The following is a 19705-nucleotide window of genomic DNA, read 5'->3' as shown; positions in this document are numbered from 1 at the left end:
GCTCAGCTCAACGACGCCAGTTCCCGCGCGAGATTCTCTCGCGCGCGGCGATCGTATTTCGCGGCAAAGTTCGCGTCTGGATAGATGACCGGGCGGGCGGCGAACCTGCGGAGCACCGCGGCGCGGCCGGCGCGATAGTCGGCATCGCTGACGTGGATGAACTCCTGCCGGATGGCCGCGGCATAGGCGTCGTAGCGCGCCGGCTCCGCGCCCAAAATGCTGAGATCGATCGAGATCAGGATGGCCCCGAGGCGATCATCCGCCGCGACGTCGTGCGTCTTCGTCAGACGGATCAGGCGACCGACCTCGCGGCTGATATCGGCGCGCATGTGCTGTTCGGCCAATTGTGCGCTGAGCTCTTCGTTATCCGAGCGGGTCGGGTCGTAGACGACGTCGTGCCACCAGATCGCTTCCGATAGAATCTCGCGCTCATGAGCCGAGGGCCCTTCCACCTGCGCAAGCGCGGCGAGGCAGTCCTCGATATGCGCGAGGTTGTGATAGTGGCGGCCCGGCGCGGCATAGGCGACGGCCAATTCTTCGCGGTCCATCGTCAGGCCATTTCGAAGGACAACATCAAGAGACCGTCCTCTTCAACAACGGTTGGTCCCGTCTGACGTCGAGCGAGCAGTCCGCCTCCCAGGGGAAACGACGGTCAGCATCCTGCCAGACGATCTGGAGACAGGGGAACGCGAGCTGCGATTTCCGGTAGAACCAGATCGCAATGCCGAGATAATCAGGATAGGCCCCGAACGGCACCTGCCAGAAGCCGAGCTTGTAGCCGTTCTCCAGCAGTTCGTCGGAGATATCACCGTCGACGAACTTATGCCCCGCGGCGGCGCGATCGCGGATAAGATTGATGATGGCCTGCGCGCTGTGGAAGCTCTGGCCGAAGATGATGAGTTCGGGGTGGCCGTAGTTCAGGTACAGACCGATTGAAAATGCAAACGGCGGATTGGCATCAGGTATGCCCGTGATATGGCAGCCGTGGTTGCGGACGTTGCGCAAAACGACCTTGTCGGCTTCGTGCTCGGGCTCGGGCCACTCAAACTGGTCTAGCATGCTTCCCCCAACCGGCCAGAGGCACACGGCGCTCGCGTGCCCTGACAATACCGACGGCAGATTCAGCGAAGAAGCAAGTCAATAGTCGCATCGAAAATGTCCAACACTAGTCACCGCCTCCCCGACCAGCTCCGCGAAAACCTCCGCCTCGTCTTCGTCGGCACCGCCGCCTCGACGCACTCGGCCGAACTCGGGCATTACTACGCCCATCCCGGCAACCGCTTCTGGCGCGCAATCCATGAGGCCGGGATCACGCCGCGACGGTATCAGCCGGGTGAGTTCGCATCGCTGATCGAGCTCGGGATCGGCTTCACCGATCTTTCCAAGTCGGGTGCGGGGATGGATCACCAGATCGCGGCGGAGACGATCGACGTGCCGGGCTTTCGGGCCAAGATCGAAAAATATCGGCCGCGGACGATTGCGTTCACGAGCAAGAAGGCGGCGAGCTTGTTTTATGGCCGGCCGTCGCGCGGGATTTTGTTGGGGCGGCAGGTGCGGGACGAGAGTTGGCCTGAGGTGTTCGTGTTGCCGTCGCCGTCCGGGGCGGCGTCGGGGCATTGGACGTTGGAGCCCTGGCGGGAACTTGCGGCGTGGATTGCGGCGTAGGGCGGGTTGCGGTCGCGCCTCAAACACCGCCGTCGTCCCGGCGAAGGCCGGCAACTGTTATGTCGGCCCGGTCTGAAGGTAGGGCTTCCTGTCGCGCATCATGGCGTTGAGGACGGTTAGGAGCTTCCTGGCGACGGCAATGAGAGCGAGCTTGGCTGGTTTGCCGGCCTGTCGCAGTCGTGCGTAGAAGGCCTTGAACGGATCGGCCCGGCGAACCGCGTTGAGGGCAGCCATGTAGAGGGCGTCACGAACGCGCTTTCGACCGCCGGCGATCTTGCGTTTGCCACGGAAGACGCCGCTGTCGACGTTGAAGGGGGCAAGGCCCGCGAGTGCCGCGATCTGTTTTGCACCAACACGTCCGAGTTCCGGCATCTTCGAGATGAGCTGCATGCAAGCCACGGGACCCACACCCGGAAGCGAGCGGATCAACTTTGCATCGTCCGCGATCTCCGGCTCGGCCTTGGTCAGCGCCTTGATGTCGGCTTCGATCTCGGCAACTTCGCCGTCGAGAACCTCGATAAGGCGGCTGATCCGTTCGGCCATGGCGCGGTCGTCAGCCTCGCTGCGCCGGTTCTTCTCCTGCGCGCGCATGAGAACCAGCTGATCCCGCCGTTTTGCAAGCCTCGACAAGGCGTTGCGGGCGGGATTGGCGGCCTGCTCGGTTGCCGGCTGCATGACCCGGCCAAAAGCCGCCAGCATCCGTGCATCGATCGGGTCGGTTTTGGCAAGTTGGCCGCTGGCCCGCGCAAAATCGCGAGCTCGAGCCGGATTGATCCGGGCGAAGCGGACACCGGCCTGGCCCAGGGCCTCGCGAAGCGCAAGGTCATAGGTACCCGTGGCCTCGAAGACGATCAGCGCATCGCATCGCCAACGCGCCACCTGCTGTGTGATGGCCTGTGCCGCGTTGGCGATACGCCTGGGCACACCGTCAGCTTCATCAAAGATATCGAGATGCTTTTTGGAGACGTCGATTCCGACGTAACGAAGAGGTATGATCACGGTGCCTGTCCCTGTGATGCGAGGTCTGTTGCCGCAGCCTCGTGCAACTGTTCAGGTTGGTAATGGAACGGGCGGGAGGCCGAGCCGGCTCACGGCGTCAAGCGCCAAGGACCCAACGGCTTCCCGCCCAACCCATCCTGACAGACTTCAAAGACACAGGGACCCATACCGCGGAATCCATCGGTTGAGACCGGTAGCAGTGCAGAACTGTGAGTCTTCGCCAAACTGCTCCCTGTGGTTATGGGTCCCGGCGTTCGCCGGGACGACACCGTGGATTTGGCCAGGCTATCGCGCCGAACTGCGAAGTTCGTAGGGTGGGCAAAGGCGCCCCAGCGCCGTGCCACGATCTCTCCACCAATCGACAGGACGTGGGCACGGCGCGCGAAGAGCGCGCCTTTGCCCACCCTACGGGACCGTGCGCACCGGAGAGACTGTCGGAATCCGCTCCGCTCGTTCGTCCTCTGGTCCAAACCGCCATCACCCCGGAGATCTCGCATGCCCACCATCACCGCCTTCGCAAACTCTCCCGACCGCGGCCGGGGTCTGGCGCGCGACATGCGGATCCGGTGGGCGTTGGAGGAGGTGGGCCAGCCCTACGACGTTCGCCTCGTGACGTTCGATCAAATCAAGCAGCCCCAGCATGTTGCGCTGCATCCGTTCGGGCAGATCCCGACCTTCGAGGACGGTCACCTCGTCTTGTTCGAGACCGGCGCCATCGTGCTGCATATCGCCGAGCGTCATGCCGGTCTGCTGCCGGGCGAGCCGAACGCCAGGGCGCGCGCCATCGCGTGGATGTTTGCCGCCGTCAACACCGTCGAACCGCCGATCGGCGAGCTGGGGACGGCGATCCTGACCGAACGTGACAGCAGCTGGTATGAGGTGCGGCTGCCGATCCTGAGGGACCGGGTCTGCGTCCGGCTCGGCGAACTGGCCCGCCATCTCGGCGGCGCCGACTGGCTCGACGGCGCGTTCAGCGCCGGCGATCTCCTGATGGTGACGGTGCTGCGCAGGCTGGCTGCATCGCGCATCCTCGACGACTATCCGACCCTCTCCTCCTATGTCGCCCGCGGCGAAGCGCGGCCGGCGTTCCAGCGCGCGTTCGATGCGCAGCTGGCGGTTTTCACGGCGGCGGCCGGCTAGGCACGGTGCCGTATTCCGTAGGATGGGTAGAGCGAAGCGAAACCCATTAACTGGACCGAAGCAACAGGTGCGCCTGTTCGACTGCGCCACAGGGCTGGCTAGACCGCAGACCGGGTGATGGGTTTCGCTGCGCTCTACCCATCCTACAAAAGCTACGGCACCGCGCCCTACAGATCGAAATTGGTCGGCATCATCACCACGTCGCGGATGGTCATGCCGCGCGGCCGTGTCAGCATGAACATCACGACGTCAGCCACTTCGCTGGCCTCCAGCAGGCTGCCGGAATCCCTGGCTTCCCTGAGCTTCTCCGCCGGCCAGTCCGCGAGCAGCGCGGTGACGACCGGGCCGGGCGAGATCGAGCCGACGCGAATGCCGTGCTTGAAGACCTGGCGCCGCACCGTCTGGACGAAGCAATTGATCGCCCATTTGGACGACGCATAGACCGGCTCCCATGGCGTCGGAAAATGCGCCGCAAGAGAACTCGTGACGATGATGTCGCCGCTCCGGCGTTCGATCATGTGCGGCAGCACGTCGTGCACGTTCTTCATCACGACATTGACGTTCAAATTCAGCATCCGGTCGATCGCCATATTATCGGCATCGATGAGGTCGCCCCCGACATAGGTGCCGGCATTGGCATGCAGGATGTCGAGCTGCCCTGCCTTCTCCAGAACGCGCGGCAGCAACGTCGCGCAATCCTTCGGGTCTAGCAGATCGACCACCAGCGGGATCACGGCGTCGCCATGCCTGTCGCCGAGCGCCTTCAGCGCGGCCTCGTCGCGGTCGACCATCACGACGCGCGCGCCCGCGGCCAGCATTGCTTCAGTGCTCGCCAACCCGATGCCCGACGCAGCCCCGGTCACGGCCGCAACCTTGCCTGCCAATTCGTTTGCCATGAGATCACCATCCTGCTGATGTCAGCAGTATAGCGATGCAAGGCGGATTGGCGAAGCTGATCGGCGTGAGCGTGGATTAGCGATTGTACGTCACACTCAGCCGTCGTCCCGGCGAACGCCGGGACCCATACCGCGGATTCTATCGGTTGTGGCGACAGCAGTACCGGACTTCGAGTCCTCGCCAAACCACTCCCTGGGGTTATGGGTCCCGGCGTTCGCCGGGACGACACTTTCGGTTTGGATACGACATTCCGCCAAACCGCGACGCGTCACTGCGTCACCCCGCATACGCCTTGTCGAGATCCGCGATCACGATCTTCCGCATCGCCATCATGGCCTGCATGACGCGATTGGCCTTGGTGCGATCGGCATCGCCGAGGTACCGGCCAAGCGCTGTCGGAACCACCTGCCACGAGAGCCCAAACTTGTCCTTCAACCAGCCGCAGCGGGATTCCTCGCCGCCGTCGGCGGTGAGCCGGCTCCAGAAATAGTCGACTTCGTCCTGCGTCTCGACGCTGATGAAGAACGACACCGCCTCGTTGAAGCGGTATTGCGGCCCGCCATTGAGCGCGTTGAAGCGCTGTCCTTCCAGCTCGAACACCGCCATGAAATCGCTGACGGTCTCGACCTTCGCGTTGGGGAATACCGACTTGTAGAAGGCGACGGCTTCCGGAACATTGTTGTCGAACCAGAGAAACGGCGTGATGGAGGTCATATGCGAATATCCTTTTATCTGGGACCGGACGGGCGAACTGCAAGCCGCCATCCCAAGGACGAGCCCGGGCACATCGCCCCGACAGCGGTACGGAATTTTTTAGACCCAGGCAGTTCCTGGGACGAATTTTGCTCCGCGCCACCCGTCCTGCGCTTGCTTTGCATCAGTGTGCACTGCTAGCCTGCACTACCATAGGTTTATTATTTTGCAGCGAGTAGAGGATTGGATATGACAGACCGATACACCAAATCCGTGCTGACGGTCATTGCAGCAGCGCTCAGCATCATCGCGGCCCGGCAATTCCTCCAGACTGCGGAGGCGCAAACAGGCCAATGTGGAAATCAGGCGCACCCATGCGCCACTTACAACGTCTATTGGGACAGTAGCTTCAGCGAATGGAAGCCGTGCTACGAAAGCTCGCGCGGCTGTTACGTGGTCGGCACGGTCAGATGAGTTCGCACAAGTCCACGGCGCGGTAAGCTAACCCGCAATTCGCCTTACCTCCGTCAAATGAATGACGCCGGCCGTCCTCCGATCGATCGACGTCGCATGCAGCCTATTGCAAGGGCGTGATGGCGGCGATACGACTTGGAGTGAAAGAACGTGGGACGGAACAGCCGAGCCTCAACCGGCGCACGTCATGTCGAGGAAGCCGCCGCCATGAGCGACGATCTCTCCGGTGTCTGGGACGGCACTTACATTCAACCCGGCACGGGAATGGTCACGTTCACCGCGACGCTGGTCGAGGCTGGCGGCGCGCTCGCAGGCCACGTCACCGAACCCTGCTCGAATCCGCGCTGTCCGGTGCGAACCCACAGCGCCTCGATCACGGGCCATCGCTCAGGCCACGCCGTGTCGTTCGTCAAACGCTACGAGCCGCCGGGTTACGGCTTCGACATCGTCCATTACGACGGCATCATGAACGGAGAGGCGACCGAGATCGACGGGCGCTGGCGGCTGCCGGGCACATCAGGCTCGTTCCTGATGATCCGCTCCAGCAAGCGCGCGCAGGCGAGCGCCACCGGCAAGCGCGCGGACGAACCGGCCCCATAGTCCAATTTTTCTGGGAGGAGCCACCATGCTGACGCTCTATTCGTATCCGGAGCTCTTCGGCGTCGCCGACAACAACGGCTACGGGCTCAAGGTCTACGCTTTCCTGAAGCTCGCTGGTGTGCCGTTCGTGCACGAGCATGTGTTCGACGCCTCCGCCGCACCGCGCGGGCAGCTTCCCTACGTGGTCGATGACGGCGAGACCATCGGCGACAGCGAGACCATCATCGCGCATGCGATCGCCAAATATCACCTGACCATTGATGCGGCGCTGTCGCCGGCGCAGCGCCGCACCCATCACCTCGTCACGCGCATGCTCGATGATCTCTACTGGGTGATGTCGTATTCGCGCTGGAAGGACGAGCGCTATTATCCCGCCTTCCGCGACGGCTTTATTGCGCAGCATCCGCAGATCGACGCCGCCGGCTTCGAGAAGGCGAAGGCCTATAATGCGCAGCGCTATCACTACCAGGGCATCGGCCGCTACACGCCCGAGCAGGCCTATGCGCGAGGACTAGCCGATCTGCAGGTGCTGGCCGAGATCGTGCCCGCAAACGGTTTCGTCGATGGCGAGCGGCCGACCAGCTGTGACGCCGGCATCTACGGCTTCATCGCCAACATCTATTATTTTCCGATCCCGACGCCGCTGAAGGCGTTCGTCGATGCGCACAAGAACCTCGTCGCGCATTGCGAGCGGGTTCATGCGATGGTGAGCGGAAAGTAGCCACGGCCGGGATCTCGTAGGGTGGGCAAAGCGGCTTGTCGCGCCGTAGCTCGAAGAGCGAAGGCGGAAAGCTTGCCCACGATCTGTATCCATCGCGCGCGAATGGTGGGCACGGCGCTACGCGCCTTTGCCCACCCTACAGCACCGTCTTTTACCGCATCGTGATCGCAAGCCCGCTCAGATCGGCATTCGCCATCAACCCCGTCTGGTAGCCCGACAGCTCCAGCACCGCGCCCTTCTGGTTGGTCAGCACGATGGCGCGGGCGCCGCGGCCGACCGCGAGGCCGGCACCGGCGGCGCCATAAACGCCGGCGACATCGGAGGGACGGTTGATGTTGGAGACGCGGCCGCGCAGCACGGTCTTGGAGCCACCGAAGACGAGCCCGTAGTCGAGCCCGCCGGTCGAGAGCGAATAGGAGCGGCCGCGGAAGTTCAGCACGCCCGAGCCGCCGGAGCCACCGATGATCCAGCCCGCCTTGTAGATCGTCAGCACCACGGTGCCGCCATCGGCCTGCGCCGCGGTCGAGAGGCCGGCCAGTGCTGCAAGGGCGACGAGTGCGGCACGCAGGGTGGAAGCAATCTTCATGAGGCGTCTCCGGGGGCTATTTTTCAAGGGGAAAGCGAATCAGTCGCTGCAATGTATCCGATCGATCGCGGCGGCAACATGATGGGGAGCGCCGTCGGTGTGCTCCCTCGCCTCGTTCTTACGGGGAGAGGCGAAGCAAGCCGCCCGCGCTCACCCGCATCACCCCACCATGCCATCCTGCCAGTGTTTTGCCCGACGGGTCAAACTTTTTTCTGCCTTCCCGAAATCTGGATTTCGCCAATGATCCCTACTGTGCATGGGGTTGTTTTCGCGTTTTGTGTTGGAGCATGCCCCGCATGACGCTACGCTCTCCCGCACGCCATCATCATTGCATGCGAGGTCCCCCATGCCGATCCAGCATTTCGCTGCCCCGCCGCACGTCAAGGCGCCGCCGCTCTCCTTCGCGACCCGCGTCGGCGACCTGCTGTTCGTCTCCGGCATTCCCGGCTTCGACGCCCATGGCGCGCTGCCCCACGGCTTCGAGGCGCAATTCGCCAATGTCGTCGTCAACATCAAGCGCGTGCTGGACGAGGCCGGCGCCACGATGCGCGACCTCGCCAAGGTCAACGTGCTCCTGACCCGCGCCTCGGACGTGGCCGCGATGAATGCGCTCTATGCCGGCGCGTTCGGCCCGCCGCCCTTTCCCGCACGCACCACCTGCGTCGTGCACGCGCTACCCGATCCGAAGATGCTGATCGAGATCGAGGCGGTGGCCTCGCTGGCGAAAGGATAGTCAACCGGGATCTGCCTGACATATCCGTGATCGGTCACGCCGGGCTTGCAAGCTGCGCAGTTTTGCCGCACCAGTCTCCCGTCACGTTCCCATCAGGAGATCTTTCATGCGTCGCGTTCTCGCCCTTTGTGCCGTTGCCGGCATCGCTTCTTCCGTGTTCGCCGTGCCGGCCTCGGCGAAGACCGGCTATTACGTGATCCGCTGGGACAACACCGGCATCTGCCAGGTCTGGAACGAGGACCTCCGCTACAAGCCGTTCGAGTGGGGCGCGTCGACCTACAAGGTCGTCAGCAAGCCGCTGCCGACCTTCACGCAGGCCTCCGAGCTCCAGATCAAGTTGCGCGCCGAGCGCCGCTGCTTTCTCTGAGCCGATCGGCCGATCCAGTTCGAGGGCGGGTTGCGCAAGCAGCCCGCCCTCTGCTTTTGGCCAGCGAATTCCGCCATTTCCGCCATTTGCGGTTTGAACCTGATCAGCACACGGAACTACTCACCTCTTGTTCGGGGCACAGGCTGAGAGCGCCCCGCACCCCCTCCCCGCCATTGTCGGGAGGCGCATCACATCTTTCATTTTGAGGAGCTGATCCATGCGTCGTCTTTCCATGCTGTGCGCTGCCGCCGGTGTCGCTGCTGTCGCCTTCGTCGCCGCGAGCCCGGCCGAAGCCGGCTATCATCTGATCCGCTGGCAGGACAGCGGCGTGTGCCAGATCTGGGACGAGAGCATCCCGACCACGCCGTGGCCGGCCGGCTACCATCGCGCCAGCGCGTCCGTGCCGACCTTCCTCGACGCGCTCGCGCTGAAGGATAACGCATTGAAGGCCGGTCACTGCAGCTGGTAATAATTCGATCGGCGGACGACAGGGCCGGGCAAGGATGCGATGCTAGCATCCTTGCCCGGTCGTTTTTTCACCTCGCGGATTGGAGCAGGTCGATGCGCGCACGGACGACGACGCTGGCTGCTTTCTCCGCTGTGCTCCTGCTCGCCGCAGCAGCGCAGGCGCAGGCCCCGCAATCCTTCCGCGTGATCTCGCCGATCTTCAGCCAGCTCGTCAGCTTCGCGATGCCGTCGAATTTCGCGGCCGTGTTCGAGAACACCAAGGGCGGCCACTACATCCGCGAAGCCGTGCTCAAGGGCGAGACGCCCGAGCGCTGGACGCAGATGATCACGGTCACCGGCGAGAAGGGCATGACGCTGACGCCGGGCGCATCGCCGCAGATTTTTGCGGGCACCATCGCAGGCGGATTCAAGACGGCCTGCCCGGACAGTTTTGCGGCGAGGCCTTTGGGCGAGACGACATTCGGCCGCTTCGAGGGCTTTGTCGCCGTGGTCGGTTGCGGCCGCATCGACAGCGGCCCGACGCGGCACAGCGAGACTGCGCTGCTGATCACGCTCAAGGGCACGACCGACTATTACACCATCCAATGGGCCGAGCGCGGCCCCGAAAGCGACGAGCCGCCGGTCAACGACGATCGCTGGGAAGCCCGCCTGCGCGATCTGAGCCCGATCGATCTCTGCCCGATCATGCCGGGCGAAGCCGCGCCCTATCCGAGCTGCGTCAACAAGAGCTGAGCGCCGTCAGGCGTCCTTGTGCGCGCCGGGGTGAATGAGAATATCGCGCGCGGAGCTGAGGTCGATGAAGGCCTGCGCGCTGCCGCCCTGGTCGGGATGCATGCCCTTGGCGGCGCGGCGATAGGCCTGGTTGATGTCGTCGCAGGTGAGCTGCACCGCGAGCGGCAGGCCCAGCATCTTGCGCGCGCGGTCCTCGCTGGACAGCTTCTTCGGCGCGGCGTTGCGACGGCCGAAGCGTGGCGCGGTCAGATCATGGACGACGTCGAGGATCACGCCGACGCGGCGCCGTGCGGCCAGCGTGACGCCGTGATCGTCATTGTCGGCAGCCTGGCGCAACACGGGCAGCGCCTGCTCGGCGGCCTGCCGCAGCGTGGCATTGGTGCTCATCCGCACGATCTCGGCCACCAGCCGCCCTGCCTCGGCCCAGTCGGCGAATTCCGCCGACCGCAGGCGCTCGAGCGCCAATTTCCAGGATTCAAGTCGTTCCATCATGCGCGCAACGTTTAGCAATGAAGACGAGTATGCCAAGGCGGCCGTTTCCGACCCCTTAATTTCGAGTTAGCCTTTCATGAAACTTAGAAACGAATCCGGGAGGAAATTGTCATGGCATTGCTCGCAAACCACATCGCTGTCGTCACGGGCGCCGGTTCCGGCATCGGCCGGGCCATCGCCGCCGGCTACGCCCGCGAGGGCGCGCGGGTGGTGCTGCTCGACGTCAACGCCGACACGGTCGCGGCAGCCGCCGAGGAGATCCGCAAAGCCGCCGGCAAGGCGGAGAGCTTTGCGCTCGACGTGACCAAACGCGACGATTGCTTTGCGCTGGCGAAGACCATCGCCGACAAGGTCGGGCAGGTCTCGATCCTCGTCAACAATGCCGGCATCACCCGCCGCAACGCCTTCACCGCCGAGACCGAGGCGGTCGCGAAGGACTGGAACGACATCATCTCGCTCAACCTCAATGGCGTCTTCAACATGACGCAGGCGTTCCTCGCGCCCTTACGTGCAGCCAAGGGTCGCATCGTCAATATCGGCTCGATCCAGTCCTTCGTGCATCTGCGCACGCCGAGCTCGGCGGCATACACCACCTCGAAGCACGGCGTGCTCGGCTTCACCAAGGCGCTCGCGGTCGAGCTCGGCAAGGAAGGCGTGCGCGTCAACGCGATCGGGCCGGGCTTCATCGAGACCAACATCAACGCGCATGTGCGCGCCACCAATCCGGCGCTGGTGCAGGCCTTCGTCGACCACACCCCGCTCGCGCGCACCGGCAAGCCGGAGGACATCGTCGGCCCAGCGATCTTCCTCGCCTCGGACCTGTCGTCCTACGTCACGGGCACGATCGTGATGGTGGATGGCGGATATCGCACGGTGTGAGGCGCGAAATCGGTCCGCATCGCTATGCATCTCGTGCCAATCGCGGCGGCGCGGCGGCATTCCCAAGGTCAATTCGTGCGATCGCGCGCAATTAACCTTTCGTTAACCAAACCCGCCCACCGTAGATGTACGGCTTAGGATATTCGGCTTGGGGGTCGTTTGTTCTCGATCCGCTTCCAACGATGGAAGCGGGCGTTGATCGGGGAGTGTATTGATGACCACTGTTCATGTCGCGGCGCCCGAGCAGGGCGCGCAATTTCTTGCACCCAATGAGATCGTTCCACTGTTGATCGGCGCGACCGTCGGCGAGGTCGAGCGTGAGCTCGTGCTCCAGACGCTCGCACGCTGCGACGGCAACCGCACGCGTGCCTCGCGCGTGCTCGGCCTGTCGGTGCGCACGCTGCGCAACAAGATCAGGATCTACGCGGCGTCCGGCATCGAGGTGCCGGCGTATCACGATTGACGCGCCCCGCCGCGCCGATTGATGTTGATCAAGCCCGCCACGAGGCGCGGGCGGAATTGCTGCTGTCGTCAAACGCCGCTAAGTAGCTTGCGTGCGCAAAAGGAGCAGCGGCGTGGCAGACGAACAGGGACGGCAGGGACCCCAGGGTCCGCGCGGACGGCAGGGCGAACCGGGACGGCCGGGACCGCAGGGTCATCCGGGCAAGCGGGGCCCCGACGGCTCACGCGGCAAGCCGGGCCCGCAGGGCAAGCCGGGGCCGGCCGGAAAAGCCGGAGCGCAGGGCAAGGCCGGTCTGCCGGGCAAGGCGGGCGAAGCCGGTGCGCGGGGCGCCTCAGGTCCGCAAGGGCCCGCCGGTCCTCAGGGCCCGCGCGGCGAAGCCGGTCCGCCCGGCCAATTACCGTCGATCGAGCAGGTGCTGCCATGGCTCGAGCAACTCTTCGACGCCTGGGATGAGCGCCGCCGCCAGCGCGAGCAGGAGGCCGCCGAGCGCGAAGCGCAGGAAGCTGCCGAGCGTGCGGCGCTGGAGGCCGCCGTGCAGGAGGCTGACGATGCCTCCGCCGATGGCGACGATGACGAAGACGACGATCACAAGAAAAAGAAGAAAAAGAAGAAGCACGGCCACAAGGACTAGCGCCTACTTCCGATCCTCACGCCGCGGCAGCATGCCCATGCGCTCGAATTGCCAGCGCATGGCGCGGTACCAGAGATAACCGACCGCCGCGCCGCAGATGGCCAGGATCACCATGTTCGCGCTCGAGAACGAGCCGCTCCACCACATCATCCACGCGGTCCACAACAGCGTGAAAACGATGGCACCTGCTTTCAGCGGAAGAAGGGGGCGGTTCATGATCGTGCTCCGGGTTGTCAAAACCCCGGCGAGCATCATCGCGCGTGACGGCCATCGCTTCCGTGAGCCAGATCACGGTCGAGCCCGGCCGGACCGCTAGCCGAAACGCAGCCGCGAACGTTCCTTCGCCTTCTCCGCCTCGACCTCGCGGTCGCGCGCCGGTGCATGGGTGTGAAGCGACGTCAGGAGTTTTCGCGCAGCCTCCGAGACCTCGACGACCGCGCGGTCGAAGGCTGCCTCATTGGCCTGCGACGGCCTGCTGAAGCCGGAGAGCTTTCGCACGAACTGGAGCGCGCTGGCATGGATCTCGTCCTCCGTCGCCGGCGGCTCGAAATTGAACAGCGTCTTGATGTTGCGACACATGCAGTCTCTCCCGATGATTTCCTCATAAGACGATCGGCGGAGCCGAAATCCTACATCCTTCCGGACACTTCTGCTAAAGTCCATCCCAACGCGGCCACGAGCCATGAGCCGCTTATGGGGAGACAAACATGAAAGCTTCTTGTGCGGCGCTGTCGGTCATTCTGCTGTCCATCTCGACATCGGTATTCGCCGCCGACTATCCGGCGCCGAAACAGGGCGATTGGGTTGCCAAGGATTTCAAGTTCCACACCGGCGAGGTCATGCCGGAACTGAAGCTGCATTACACCACTGTAGGTGAACCGACCGGACAACCGGTGCTCGTGCTGCACGGCACCGGCGGCTCGGGCGCGAGCATGCTGACACCCGCATTCGCCGGCGAGATGTTCGGCGCCGGACAGCCGCTCGATGCGTCCAAATATTACATCATCATTCCCGACGCGATCGGCCACGGCAAATCGTCGAAGCCGTCCGACGGCATGAAGACGAGCTTCCCGAAATACAATTACGACGACATGATCGAGGCGCAGCATCGCCTCGTGACCGAAGGCCTCGGCGTCAAGCATCTGCGGCTCGTGATCGGCAACTCCATGGGCGGCATGCAGACCTGGCTGTGGGGCGAGACATATCCCAAGGACATGGACGCGCTGGTGCCGATGGCCTCGCAACCGACCGAGATGGCGTCGCGCAACTGGATGATGCGGCGGATCATGCTCGACACCATCCGCAACGATCCCGATTACAACGGCGGCAATTACACCAGCCAGCCGCGCATGATGAAATACGCCATCACGGCCTATGGCATCGCCAGCATCGGCGGCACGCTGGCCTATCAGCAACAGGCACCGACCGCAGCAAAGGCCGACAAGATCGTCGACGATCGGCTGGCGACGCCGATCACCGCGGATGCCAACGACTACGTCTACCAGTGGGATTCCTCGCACGACTACAACGCCGGCGACAAGCTGGAGCAGATCGAGGCCTCGCTGCTGCTGATCAATTCCGCCGACGACGAGCGCAATCCGCCCGAGACCGGCGTGACCGACGCTGCAATGAAGCGTGTCAAGAACGGCAAGCTGTATCTCATCCCGGCAAGCACCGAGACGCGGGGCCACGGCACCACCGGCAACGCGAAATTCTACACCGAGCAGGTTCGGCAATTGCTGCAGACTGCACCGCAGCGCACGATGTAGGCATCGTCGGAACGACCTCGATGTCGCAACGCATCATGTGCGGCGCATCAGCGCCGCATATTATTTGAGCATGCAATGAGCCGGCGGCTCGGGCTTAATCGCGTCAACGATACGAATCGACACGCGATGAGGAGGATTGCATGCACAGGCTTGCGCTGTGCGTTTGGCTCGCCGCGATGACGAGCGCCGCGTTCGCGTTCGACAACGGCCAATACGACAACGTTCCGCCCGACATCCGCGCCTGGTTCAAGAGCGTGATCGCGCCGAACGGCGTACCCTGCTGCGACATCTCCGATGGCCATCGCACCGACTACGACGTGCGCAAAGGCGCCTATTGGGTACCGATCGAGGGACAATGGATGGAGGTGCCCGAGCGCGCCATCATCCGCGATCGCGGCAATCCGGTCGGTCAAGCCGTGGTGTGGTACGTCCACCACCGCGGCGCCATCATCATCAGTTGCTTCGTGCCCGCCGACGCAGTGTAGCGCGCACGATGGCGCCTCGCCGCCGCGCGTGCTAGTTCAGCTGATGCCCCCTGCAAACGACCGAACGCGCGCCGTGATGCGCTTCGTGCTCGCGGCGTTCTACCTTGCGGCGGGGATCGCGCATCTCCGTGTTCCGGACAAGCTGCTCGCGATCACGCCATCCTGGGTCCCGTTTGCTGCGCAGCTGATCCTCATCACCGGCCTCTCCGAAATCGTGGGCGCCATCGCGCTGGTGACGCGACCGTTTCGCTGGTGGGCTGGCGTCGCGCTTGCACTCTATGCGCTCTGCGTCTGGCCGGCGAACATCAAGCACGCCCTCGAAGGCATCGACCTTCCGCCCATCCCCAATAGCTGGCTCTATCACGGGCCGCGGCTGGCGCTCCAGCCGGTGATCATCTGGTGGGCGCTTTACTGCGCCGGCGTGATCGACTGGCCAAGGCGGCGTCATAAAGGGGATAGTGGTCAGGCCGGGGAATGATATCCTTGAAGCCTCAATCAGGGAGACCTTCGTGACCGACCTCTGCGCCGAAGACCTTGCCACCATCTATGCGAAGCCGACCCCGCGCGTGATCGCGAAGGCGCGTCCGGCGATCGACGTGCATGCGAAGAAATTCATCGAGATGTCGCCGTTCTGCGTGCTCGCGACATCAGGCATCGACGGCAGCGTCGACGCCTCACCCCGCGGCGGCGGCGTCGGCTTCGTCCATGTTGCCGGCCCCAATCAACTGCTGATGCCCGACCGCGCCGGCAACAACCGCATCGACAGTTTCCGCAACGTCGTCGAAGGCTCCGGCTTCGTGCACCTGCTGTTCTTCGTGCCGGGTATCGACGAGACGCTGCGCGTCGGCGGGCGCGGCACGCTGTCGGCCGAGCCGGAGCTGCTCGCGTCGATGGTCGAGTTCGGCAAGCCGCCGCGTGCGGTGCTGAGCGTCGCTGTCAGCGAGGTCTATTTCCACTGCGGCAAGGCGCTGATGCGCTCAAAGCTATGGGCGCCGGAGAAGGTAGAGCGCTCGGTAATGCCGAGTGTCGCCCAGGTGATCCACGACCAGACCGGACTCGGCGAGCCGGAAAGCCAGGAGATCGTGGAAGAACGTTACAAGACTCAGCTGTAACCGCGAGTTCGAACAAAAAGGCCGTCCCGACGAAAGCCGGGACGGCCTCGTTTCATAAGGCTGGCGCCGGAGCTTAGTGCCCCTCGCCCTCGAGCCCGCCGACGTGCTTCTGGGTATAGAGCTCAAGGCCGATGCGGCCGATCAGATCAAGCTGGGTTTCGAGGAAGTCGATGTGGTGCTCCTCGTCGCTCATCAGCTTCTCGAACAGGTCGCGGGTGACGTAATCCTTGACGCCGTGGCAGTAGGTCGCCGCTTCCTGGTAGAGCGCGCGCGCGCTCATTTCGGCGGCGAGGTCGCACTCGATGATTTCCTTGACGTTCTGGCCGATGCGCAGGGGATCGAGCACCTGCATGTTCGGGAAGCCGTCGAAGAACAGAATGCGCGCGGTGAGCTTGTCGGCGTGCTCCATCTCCTCGATGGACTCCTTGCGCCAGACCTTGGCCATGTCCAGCAGGCCCCAATTGTCGAGGAAGCGATAGTGCAGCCAGTACTGGTTGATCGCAGTCAGCTCGTGACGCAGCGCCTTGTTGAGATAGTCGATGACTTTTGCGTCGCCCTGCATGGTTCACTCCAGATCTTGCAGTCCAAATCGGACCTATCCGACTTTAGAATGCTTCTAAATGAGATTAAACGCGAGAGCAACCGGCTACGGGGACGCAGCCGGGGAAAAGCTCAGCCGAATTTGCGGAAGTTATCAGCAGGCCGCGAGGGCGAACTGGGCGGGCTGGGCCGCCTCATCGTTGGCGGCCACGGTGTGGCTGTGCGGGCAGCCGGAACAGCAGGACTTGGCACAGGGGCCGAGCGCTTCGTCGATGATGGTCTTGATCGTCCGGGCGCAGCGGCCGCACTCGGCGCTGCAGCCGAGGCATCCGTAGATCTGCTTGGCATGACGCACGGCGTCGTCGGACTCGGCGACGGCGGCGCGGATGTCGTCATCGCTCAGCACGTTACAGGAACAAACGATCATGGAAGCGGTAGGCCCTTCGGTGATGCGCCATCATCGATATTTAAGGGGCCGTCCGGATGCAAAAGGAAAAACCGGTATTTCAAGCTATTCCAAACTGGCCAGGAAACAGCCTAGAACGGCTCTAAAATAGCGCGTTGCGCTGGATCAAGATGATACCGAACTGGGCTCAATCGCTGCTCCCGCCTCCCCCGCTATCGCCTCCGCCACCGCAATCTCCGCCACTGCTGCCGCTATCGCTGACGGAGCAACTGCCGCTGTCGGTCGAACTTCCGGAACTGTCGCTGGAAAACCAGCTTCCGAGCGAGAAGCCGTCATTCGTCGTATCCGAATAGCCGTCGCTGCTTCCGCCGTTACCGCCTGCCCTCGCGCGCGGGCGCGCCGCGCGGTTCTGAAAATGGGTGATCAGGGCATAGCCAACCACGCCGACGGCACCCAGTGCGATCAGGGCATTGGTCAGGACGTTCATCGTGGTCTCCCAGGCTTGAAAGCCGCCATTTCCACCAATTGGTCGCGGCCGACCAACGCGCCGTTCATTGATCATTCAAGCGAAATATGGAACTTTGGCCGGAAGAGTTCCGTGTTCGCTGAAAGGTCGCCCGAATGAAGAAGTCGCTTATGGCGGTCGCCGCCGCCGTCACCCTGGTTTTGGCCGCGGGTACACCGGCCCACGCACAGCGCGGTGTCGCTGCCGGCGTCGCCGCGGGGATCATCGGGGGCGCCATCGTCGGGGGCGCACTGGCCTCCCCGTATTATTACGGACCCGGACCGGGCTATGCGTATGGCCCGGGTTACGGCCCCGGCTACTATCCGCCCCGCTACTACGCGCCGGGTCCGGGCTACGTCGCCGACGATTATTATGGCGATGGCTGTGTCTGGCAGAGGCAGCGCTTCTGGGACGGCTACGCCTGGCGCGTCCGGCGCGTCCGAGTTTGCGGCTGAGGCGCGTTAAGCCGCTCGGTTGGACCGATTCAAAATGAGCCGGTTCACTACGGATGCGCCGTTCATCTGCGGGCCTGAAAAAGACCGCTTTTTCTCGTCACAGCTCCGTGTGCGTTTACCGCGGATTGACCATTTGCGCGCTTCCTAGCTGCAAGGCCAATTCGATCCAAATGCGCGTGAACTTTTAAATCCCGGGCGCCTCTAACAAGGTGCGTCCATCTCCCAGGAGAGCCAAGAGCATGAAGAAGACTATTGTTGCCGCCCTCACGGTTGCGACGATCGCCGGTTCGCTGGTGACCGCCACGCCGTCCGCCCAGGCCCATGACGGCGTCGGTGTCGGCATCGCGGCCGGCCTGCTCGGCGGCGCGATCATCGGCGGCGCCATCGCGTCGAGCCGTCCCGCTTACGGCGGACCGGTGTACGTGGCCGAGCCCGGCCCGCCGCCCCCGCCCTGCTACTGGCAGCGCCAGCGCTATTGGGACGGTTACGGCTGGATCGTTCGCCCGGTTCGCGTCTGCTACTGATCTGATCGCACGGCGCTGATCGAGCGCCGCGATCGAAGCCCGGCCGAGACCATCGGCCGGGCTTTTTCTTTTTAGCGGGCCTTGTCAGCGCGCCGCCTGGATCGAACGCAGCACCTCTTCGCTCGGCCAGCAATCGACCTTGAGCCCGGCCGACTTCTGATAGGCGCCGAGCGCAGCGCGCGTCTGCATGCCGGCCTTGCCGTCGATCTTGTCCTTGTAGAGACCTGCGCGCGTCAGCCCGCGCTGCATCGTCTCGACGTCCTTCGTGCGCAACTGCTTCGACGCGGACCACGGCGTCGCGAACGGGAGCGGACTCGTCATGCGGTCGCTGAGATGACCGACGAACAGCACATAGAGGTCCGAGAAATTGTATTCCTTGATGACGAAGTAGTTCTTCGTGGTCAGGAACGCCGGACCATAGATGCCCTCCGGCTGGAGCAGTGATGCCGGCTGTGCTTGCTCGGCCGCGCTGAGCTTCTCGCCACGCACCGGCACGAAGCCTTCACGCAGCCACTGACCGATCGGCTTCGTCACCTCGGGCACGCCGGTGGTGCAGTCGACCTTTGCCGGCGCTTTGACCTCATAGGCCCAGCGCACGCCGCTCTGCCAGCCCTTGTTGACGAGCTGCTGCGCAGCCGAAGCCAGCGCATCCGGCACCGAGTGCCAGATGTCGATGCGGCCGTCGCCGTCGAAATCGACGCCGTGCTTGTAATATTCGGACGGCAGGAACTGCGTGAGCCCGGTGGCGCCGGCCCAGGACGAGCGCATGTCCTTGCGCGTCACCACGCCCTCGCCGAGGATCTTCAGCGCGAGAATGAACTCGTTGCGATAGGTGTCCTTGCGCCGTCCGACATAGGCCTGCGTCGCCAGGACGCGGACGAGATCGTAAGGCAGCGTATAGCGGCCATAATCGGTCTCGCGGCCCCAGATCGCGAGCATCACGGTGGCGGGCACGCCGGAGCTGTTCTCGATCTTCGTCAGCGCAGCATTGTATTTCTGCAGCAACCGCTGCCCCTCGCCCGCGAGATTCGCAATCGAGCCTTCCCGGACGTAGTCCGCCGGCACCTGCACGAATTCCGCCTGCGACGGCGCGCCGGTCGCAGGCCGGCCCGGCAGAATCAGATCAGGCAGCTTGTAATCCGGCTCGAGCCCGCGCGTCTGCTGATCGAATGTCGCACGCGAGACGCCGGCCTCCTGTGCTTCCGGCCAGAGCGAGGCGATGAACTGGGTGAAGGCGGCATCGGCGGCGTGGATCGGTTGCGAACCGAGCAGAACGATCCATAGCAGGGCGCCGGCCAGCTTGATCATTGTCCGATATTGCATTTCCGCACCTGTTCCTGAAGGCTCGGAGATCGACCGAGTCGCAACG

At 63.9% G+C, this 19705-nt stretch carries 31 protein-coding genes; 18 read left to right on the top strand and 13 right to left on the bottom strand.

What is annotated here, in order from left to right; genetic code table 11:
* Positions 1–2: 2 nt before the first annotated feature.
* The gene (locus QA645_RS11370; protein WP_283050239.1) at positions 3–548 is read right to left on the bottom strand and encodes a phosphohydrolase; all 546 of its coding nucleotides are present in this window, start codon (positions 546–548) and stop codon (positions 3–5) included.
* Positions 549–573: 25 nt separating this feature from the next.
* Positions 574–1059: a DUF4262 domain-containing protein gene (locus QA645_RS11365; protein ID WP_283050238.1), complete on the bottom strand. Its 486-nt coding sequence runs from the start codon at positions 1057–1059 to the stop codon at positions 574–576.
* A gap of 96 nt (positions 1060–1155) precedes the next feature.
* On the opposite strand from QA645_RS11365, the gene QA645_RS11360 reads away from it, so the two are divergent.
* Positions 1156–1665 carry a mismatch-specific DNA-glycosylase gene (locus QA645_RS11360; RefSeq protein ID WP_283050235.1) on the top strand — a complete coding sequence of 170 codons (510 nt, stop codon included), beginning with the start codon at positions 1156–1158 and terminating at the stop codon, positions 1663–1665.
* A gap of 57 nt (positions 1666–1722) precedes the next feature.
* On the opposite strand, the gene QA645_RS11355 is transcribed toward QA645_RS11360, so the two are convergent.
* A complete protein-coding gene (locus QA645_RS11355) occupies positions 1723–2664 on the bottom strand; it encodes an IS110 family transposase (RefSeq protein ID WP_283046012.1) in 942 nt (313 codons plus the stop codon).
* 495 nt (positions 2665–3159) lie between these two features.
* Here QA645_RS11355 and QA645_RS11350 point away from each other — a divergent pair, with 495 nt between their 5' ends.
* Positions 3160–3804, top strand: coding sequence for a glutathione S-transferase family protein (locus tag QA645_RS11350; RefSeq protein ID WP_283050233.1), 645 nt, complete (start codon positions 3160–3162; stop codon positions 3802–3804).
* 167 nt (positions 3805–3971) lie between these two features.
* Here the strand turns inward: QA645_RS11350 and QA645_RS11345 are convergent, their stop codons facing one another.
* Both QA645_RS11345 and QA645_RS11340 read right to left on the bottom strand, forming a co-directional pair.
* A complete protein-coding gene (locus tag QA645_RS11345) occupies positions 3972–4700 on the bottom strand; it encodes an SDR family oxidoreductase (RefSeq protein ID WP_283050232.1) in 729 nt (242 codons plus the stop codon).
* Positions 4701–4977: 277 nt separating this feature from the next.
* Positions 4978–5415 carry a VOC family protein gene (locus QA645_RS11340; RefSeq protein WP_254133456.1) on the bottom strand — a complete coding sequence of 146 codons (438 nt, stop codon included), beginning with the start codon at positions 5413–5415 and terminating at the stop codon, positions 4978–4980.
* Positions 5416–5643: 228 nt separating this feature from the next.
* Between QA645_RS11340 and QA645_RS11335 the strand changes: the two genes are divergently transcribed.
* From QA645_RS11335 to QA645_RS11325, 3 genes are all read left to right on the top strand, one after another.
* On the top strand, positions 5644–5868 hold the full coding sequence (locus QA645_RS11335; RefSeq protein ID WP_254133457.1) for a hypothetical protein: 225 nt from the start codon (positions 5644–5646) through the stop codon (positions 5866–5868).
* Between the two features lie 207 nt (positions 5869–6075).
* Complete coding sequence (locus tag QA645_RS11330) at positions 6076–6468, top strand: hypothetical protein (RefSeq protein ID WP_283050230.1); 393 nt, start codon at positions 6076–6078, stop codon at positions 6466–6468.
* Between the two features lie 25 nt (positions 6469–6493).
* Entirely contained in the window at positions 6494–7189 is a 696-nt protein-coding gene (locus QA645_RS11325; protein ID WP_283050229.1) for a glutathione S-transferase family protein, read from the top strand.
* A gap of 151 nt (positions 7190–7340) precedes the next feature.
* Here QA645_RS11325 and QA645_RS11320 read toward each other — a convergent pair whose 3' ends face one another.
* Complete coding sequence (locus QA645_RS11320; protein ID WP_283050227.1) at positions 7341–7775, bottom strand: hypothetical protein; 435 nt, start codon at positions 7773–7775, stop codon at positions 7341–7343.
* Positions 7776–8121: 346 nt separating this feature from the next.
* Between QA645_RS11320 and QA645_RS11315 the strand changes: the two genes are divergently transcribed.
* The 4 genes from QA645_RS11315 to QA645_RS11300 all read left to right on the top strand — a co-directional run bounded on the left by QA645_RS11315 (position 8122) and on the right by QA645_RS11300 (position 10075).
* Entirely contained in the window at positions 8122–8508 is a 387-nt protein-coding gene (locus tag QA645_RS11315) for a RidA family protein (protein ID WP_283050225.1), read from the top strand.
* A gap of 106 nt (positions 8509–8614) precedes the next feature.
* On the top strand, positions 8615–8875 hold the full coding sequence (locus QA645_RS11310) for a hypothetical protein (protein WP_283050223.1): 261 nt from the start codon (positions 8615–8617) through the stop codon (positions 8873–8875).
* A gap of 217 nt (positions 8876–9092) precedes the next feature.
* Positions 9093–9344 carry a hypothetical protein gene (locus QA645_RS11305; RefSeq protein WP_283050222.1) on the top strand — a complete coding sequence of 84 codons (252 nt, stop codon included), beginning with the start codon at positions 9093–9095 and terminating at the stop codon, positions 9342–9344.
* Between the two features lie 92 nt (positions 9345–9436).
* Positions 9437–10075, top strand: coding sequence for a hypothetical protein (locus QA645_RS11300; protein ID WP_283050220.1), 639 nt, complete (start codon positions 9437–9439; stop codon positions 10073–10075).
* 6 nt (positions 10076–10081) lie between these two features.
* On the opposite strand, the gene QA645_RS11295 is transcribed toward QA645_RS11300, so the two are convergent.
* Positions 10082–10567, bottom strand: a complete 486-nt coding sequence (locus tag QA645_RS11295; RefSeq protein ID WP_254133465.1) for a J domain-containing protein — start codon at positions 10565–10567, stop codon at positions 10082–10084.
* A 111-nt stretch (positions 10568–10678) separates the two neighbouring features.
* Between QA645_RS11295 and QA645_RS11290 the strand changes: the two genes are divergently transcribed.
* The 3 genes from QA645_RS11290 to QA645_RS11280 all read left to right on the top strand — a co-directional run bounded on the left by QA645_RS11290 (position 10679) and on the right by QA645_RS11280 (position 12540).
* On the top strand, positions 10679–11446 hold the full coding sequence (locus QA645_RS11290; RefSeq protein ID WP_283050217.1) for an SDR family oxidoreductase: 768 nt from the start codon (positions 10679–10681) through the stop codon (positions 11444–11446).
* Positions 11447–11660: 214 nt separating this feature from the next.
* Positions 11661–11909 carry a helix-turn-helix domain-containing protein gene (locus tag QA645_RS11285; RefSeq protein ID WP_237865850.1) on the top strand — a complete coding sequence of 83 codons (249 nt, stop codon included), beginning with the start codon at positions 11661–11663 and terminating at the stop codon, positions 11907–11909.
* Positions 11910–12021: 112 nt separating this feature from the next.
* Complete coding sequence (locus tag QA645_RS11280; protein ID WP_283050214.1) at positions 12022–12540, top strand: collagen-like protein; 519 nt, start codon at positions 12022–12024, stop codon at positions 12538–12540.
* A gap of 3 nt (positions 12541–12543) precedes the next feature.
* Here the strand turns inward: QA645_RS11280 and QA645_RS11275 are convergent, their stop codons facing one another.
* Together QA645_RS11275 and QA645_RS11270 are read right to left on the bottom strand one after the other, a co-directional pair.
* The gene (locus QA645_RS11275; RefSeq protein ID WP_254133468.1) at positions 12544–12756 is read right to left on the bottom strand and encodes a hypothetical protein; all 213 of its coding nucleotides are present in this window, start codon (positions 12754–12756) and stop codon (positions 12544–12546) included.
* A 96-nt stretch (positions 12757–12852) separates the two neighbouring features.
* On the bottom strand, positions 12853–13119 hold the full coding sequence (locus QA645_RS11270; RefSeq protein WP_283050212.1) for a DUF2277 domain-containing protein: 267 nt from the start codon (positions 13117–13119) through the stop codon (positions 12853–12855).
* A 128-nt stretch (positions 13120–13247) separates the two neighbouring features.
* Here QA645_RS11270 and QA645_RS11265 point away from each other — a divergent pair, with 128 nt between their 5' ends.
* The 4 genes from QA645_RS11265 to QA645_RS11250 all read left to right on the top strand — a co-directional run bounded on the left by QA645_RS11265 (position 13248) and on the right by QA645_RS11250 (position 15906).
* Positions 13248–14309, top strand: a complete 1062-nt coding sequence (locus tag QA645_RS11265; protein ID WP_283050210.1) for an alpha/beta fold hydrolase — start codon at positions 13248–13250, stop codon at positions 14307–14309.
* Positions 14310–14449: 140 nt separating this feature from the next.
* Entirely contained in the window at positions 14450–14794 is a 345-nt protein-coding gene (locus QA645_RS11260; RefSeq protein ID WP_283050208.1) for a hypothetical protein, read from the top strand.
* A 76-nt stretch (positions 14795–14870) separates the two neighbouring features.
* Entirely contained in the window at positions 14871–15272 is a 402-nt protein-coding gene (locus tag QA645_RS11255) for a DoxX family protein (protein WP_283050207.1), read from the top strand.
* A 31-nt stretch (positions 15273–15303) separates the two neighbouring features.
* Positions 15304–15906 carry an MSMEG_1061 family FMN-dependent PPOX-type flavoprotein gene (locus tag QA645_RS11250; RefSeq protein ID WP_283050206.1) on the top strand — a complete coding sequence of 201 codons (603 nt, stop codon included), beginning with the start codon at positions 15304–15306 and terminating at the stop codon, positions 15904–15906.
* Between the two features lie 73 nt (positions 15907–15979).
* On the opposite strand, the gene bfr is transcribed toward QA645_RS11250, so the two are convergent.
* The 3 genes from bfr to QA645_RS11235 form a co-directional block, all read right to left on the bottom strand.
* Positions 15980–16468, bottom strand: coding sequence for a bacterioferritin (bfr, locus tag QA645_RS11245; protein WP_011089420.1), 489 nt, complete (start codon positions 16466–16468; stop codon positions 15980–15982).
* A gap of 132 nt (positions 16469–16600) precedes the next feature.
* Positions 16601–16873, bottom strand: coding sequence for a (2Fe-2S)-binding protein (locus QA645_RS11240; protein WP_148750587.1), 273 nt, complete (start codon positions 16871–16873; stop codon positions 16601–16603).
* A 166-nt stretch (positions 16874–17039) separates the two neighbouring features.
* Positions 17040–17339 carry a hypothetical protein gene (locus tag QA645_RS11235; RefSeq protein WP_283050205.1) on the bottom strand — a complete coding sequence of 100 codons (300 nt, stop codon included), beginning with the start codon at positions 17337–17339 and terminating at the stop codon, positions 17040–17042.
* A gap of 134 nt (positions 17340–17473) precedes the next feature.
* Here QA645_RS11235 and QA645_RS11230 point away from each other — a divergent pair, with 134 nt between their 5' ends.
* Positions 17474–17812 (top strand): hypothetical protein, encoded by a 339-nt coding sequence (locus QA645_RS11230; RefSeq protein WP_254133474.1) that lies wholly within the window; start codon positions 17474–17476, stop codon positions 17810–17812.
* A 239-nt stretch (positions 17813–18051) separates the two neighbouring features.
* Positions 18052–18336 (top strand): hypothetical protein, encoded by a 285-nt coding sequence (locus tag QA645_RS11225; protein ID WP_283050204.1) that lies wholly within the window; start codon positions 18052–18054, stop codon positions 18334–18336.
* Positions 18337–18420: 84 nt separating this feature from the next.
* Here QA645_RS11225 and QA645_RS11220 read toward each other — a convergent pair whose 3' ends face one another.
* On the bottom strand, positions 18421–19644 hold the full coding sequence (locus QA645_RS11220) for a lytic murein transglycosylase (RefSeq protein ID WP_283053160.1): 1224 nt from the start codon (positions 19642–19644) through the stop codon (positions 18421–18423).
* Positions 19645–19705 lie beyond the last annotated feature (61 nt).

The organism is Bradyrhizobium sp. CIAT3101, from assembly GCF_029714945.1.
Taxonomy (GTDB): domain Bacteria; phylum Pseudomonadota; class Alphaproteobacteria; order Rhizobiales; family Xanthobacteraceae; genus Bradyrhizobium.
This window is presented reverse-complemented; position numbering and strand designations above follow the sequence as displayed.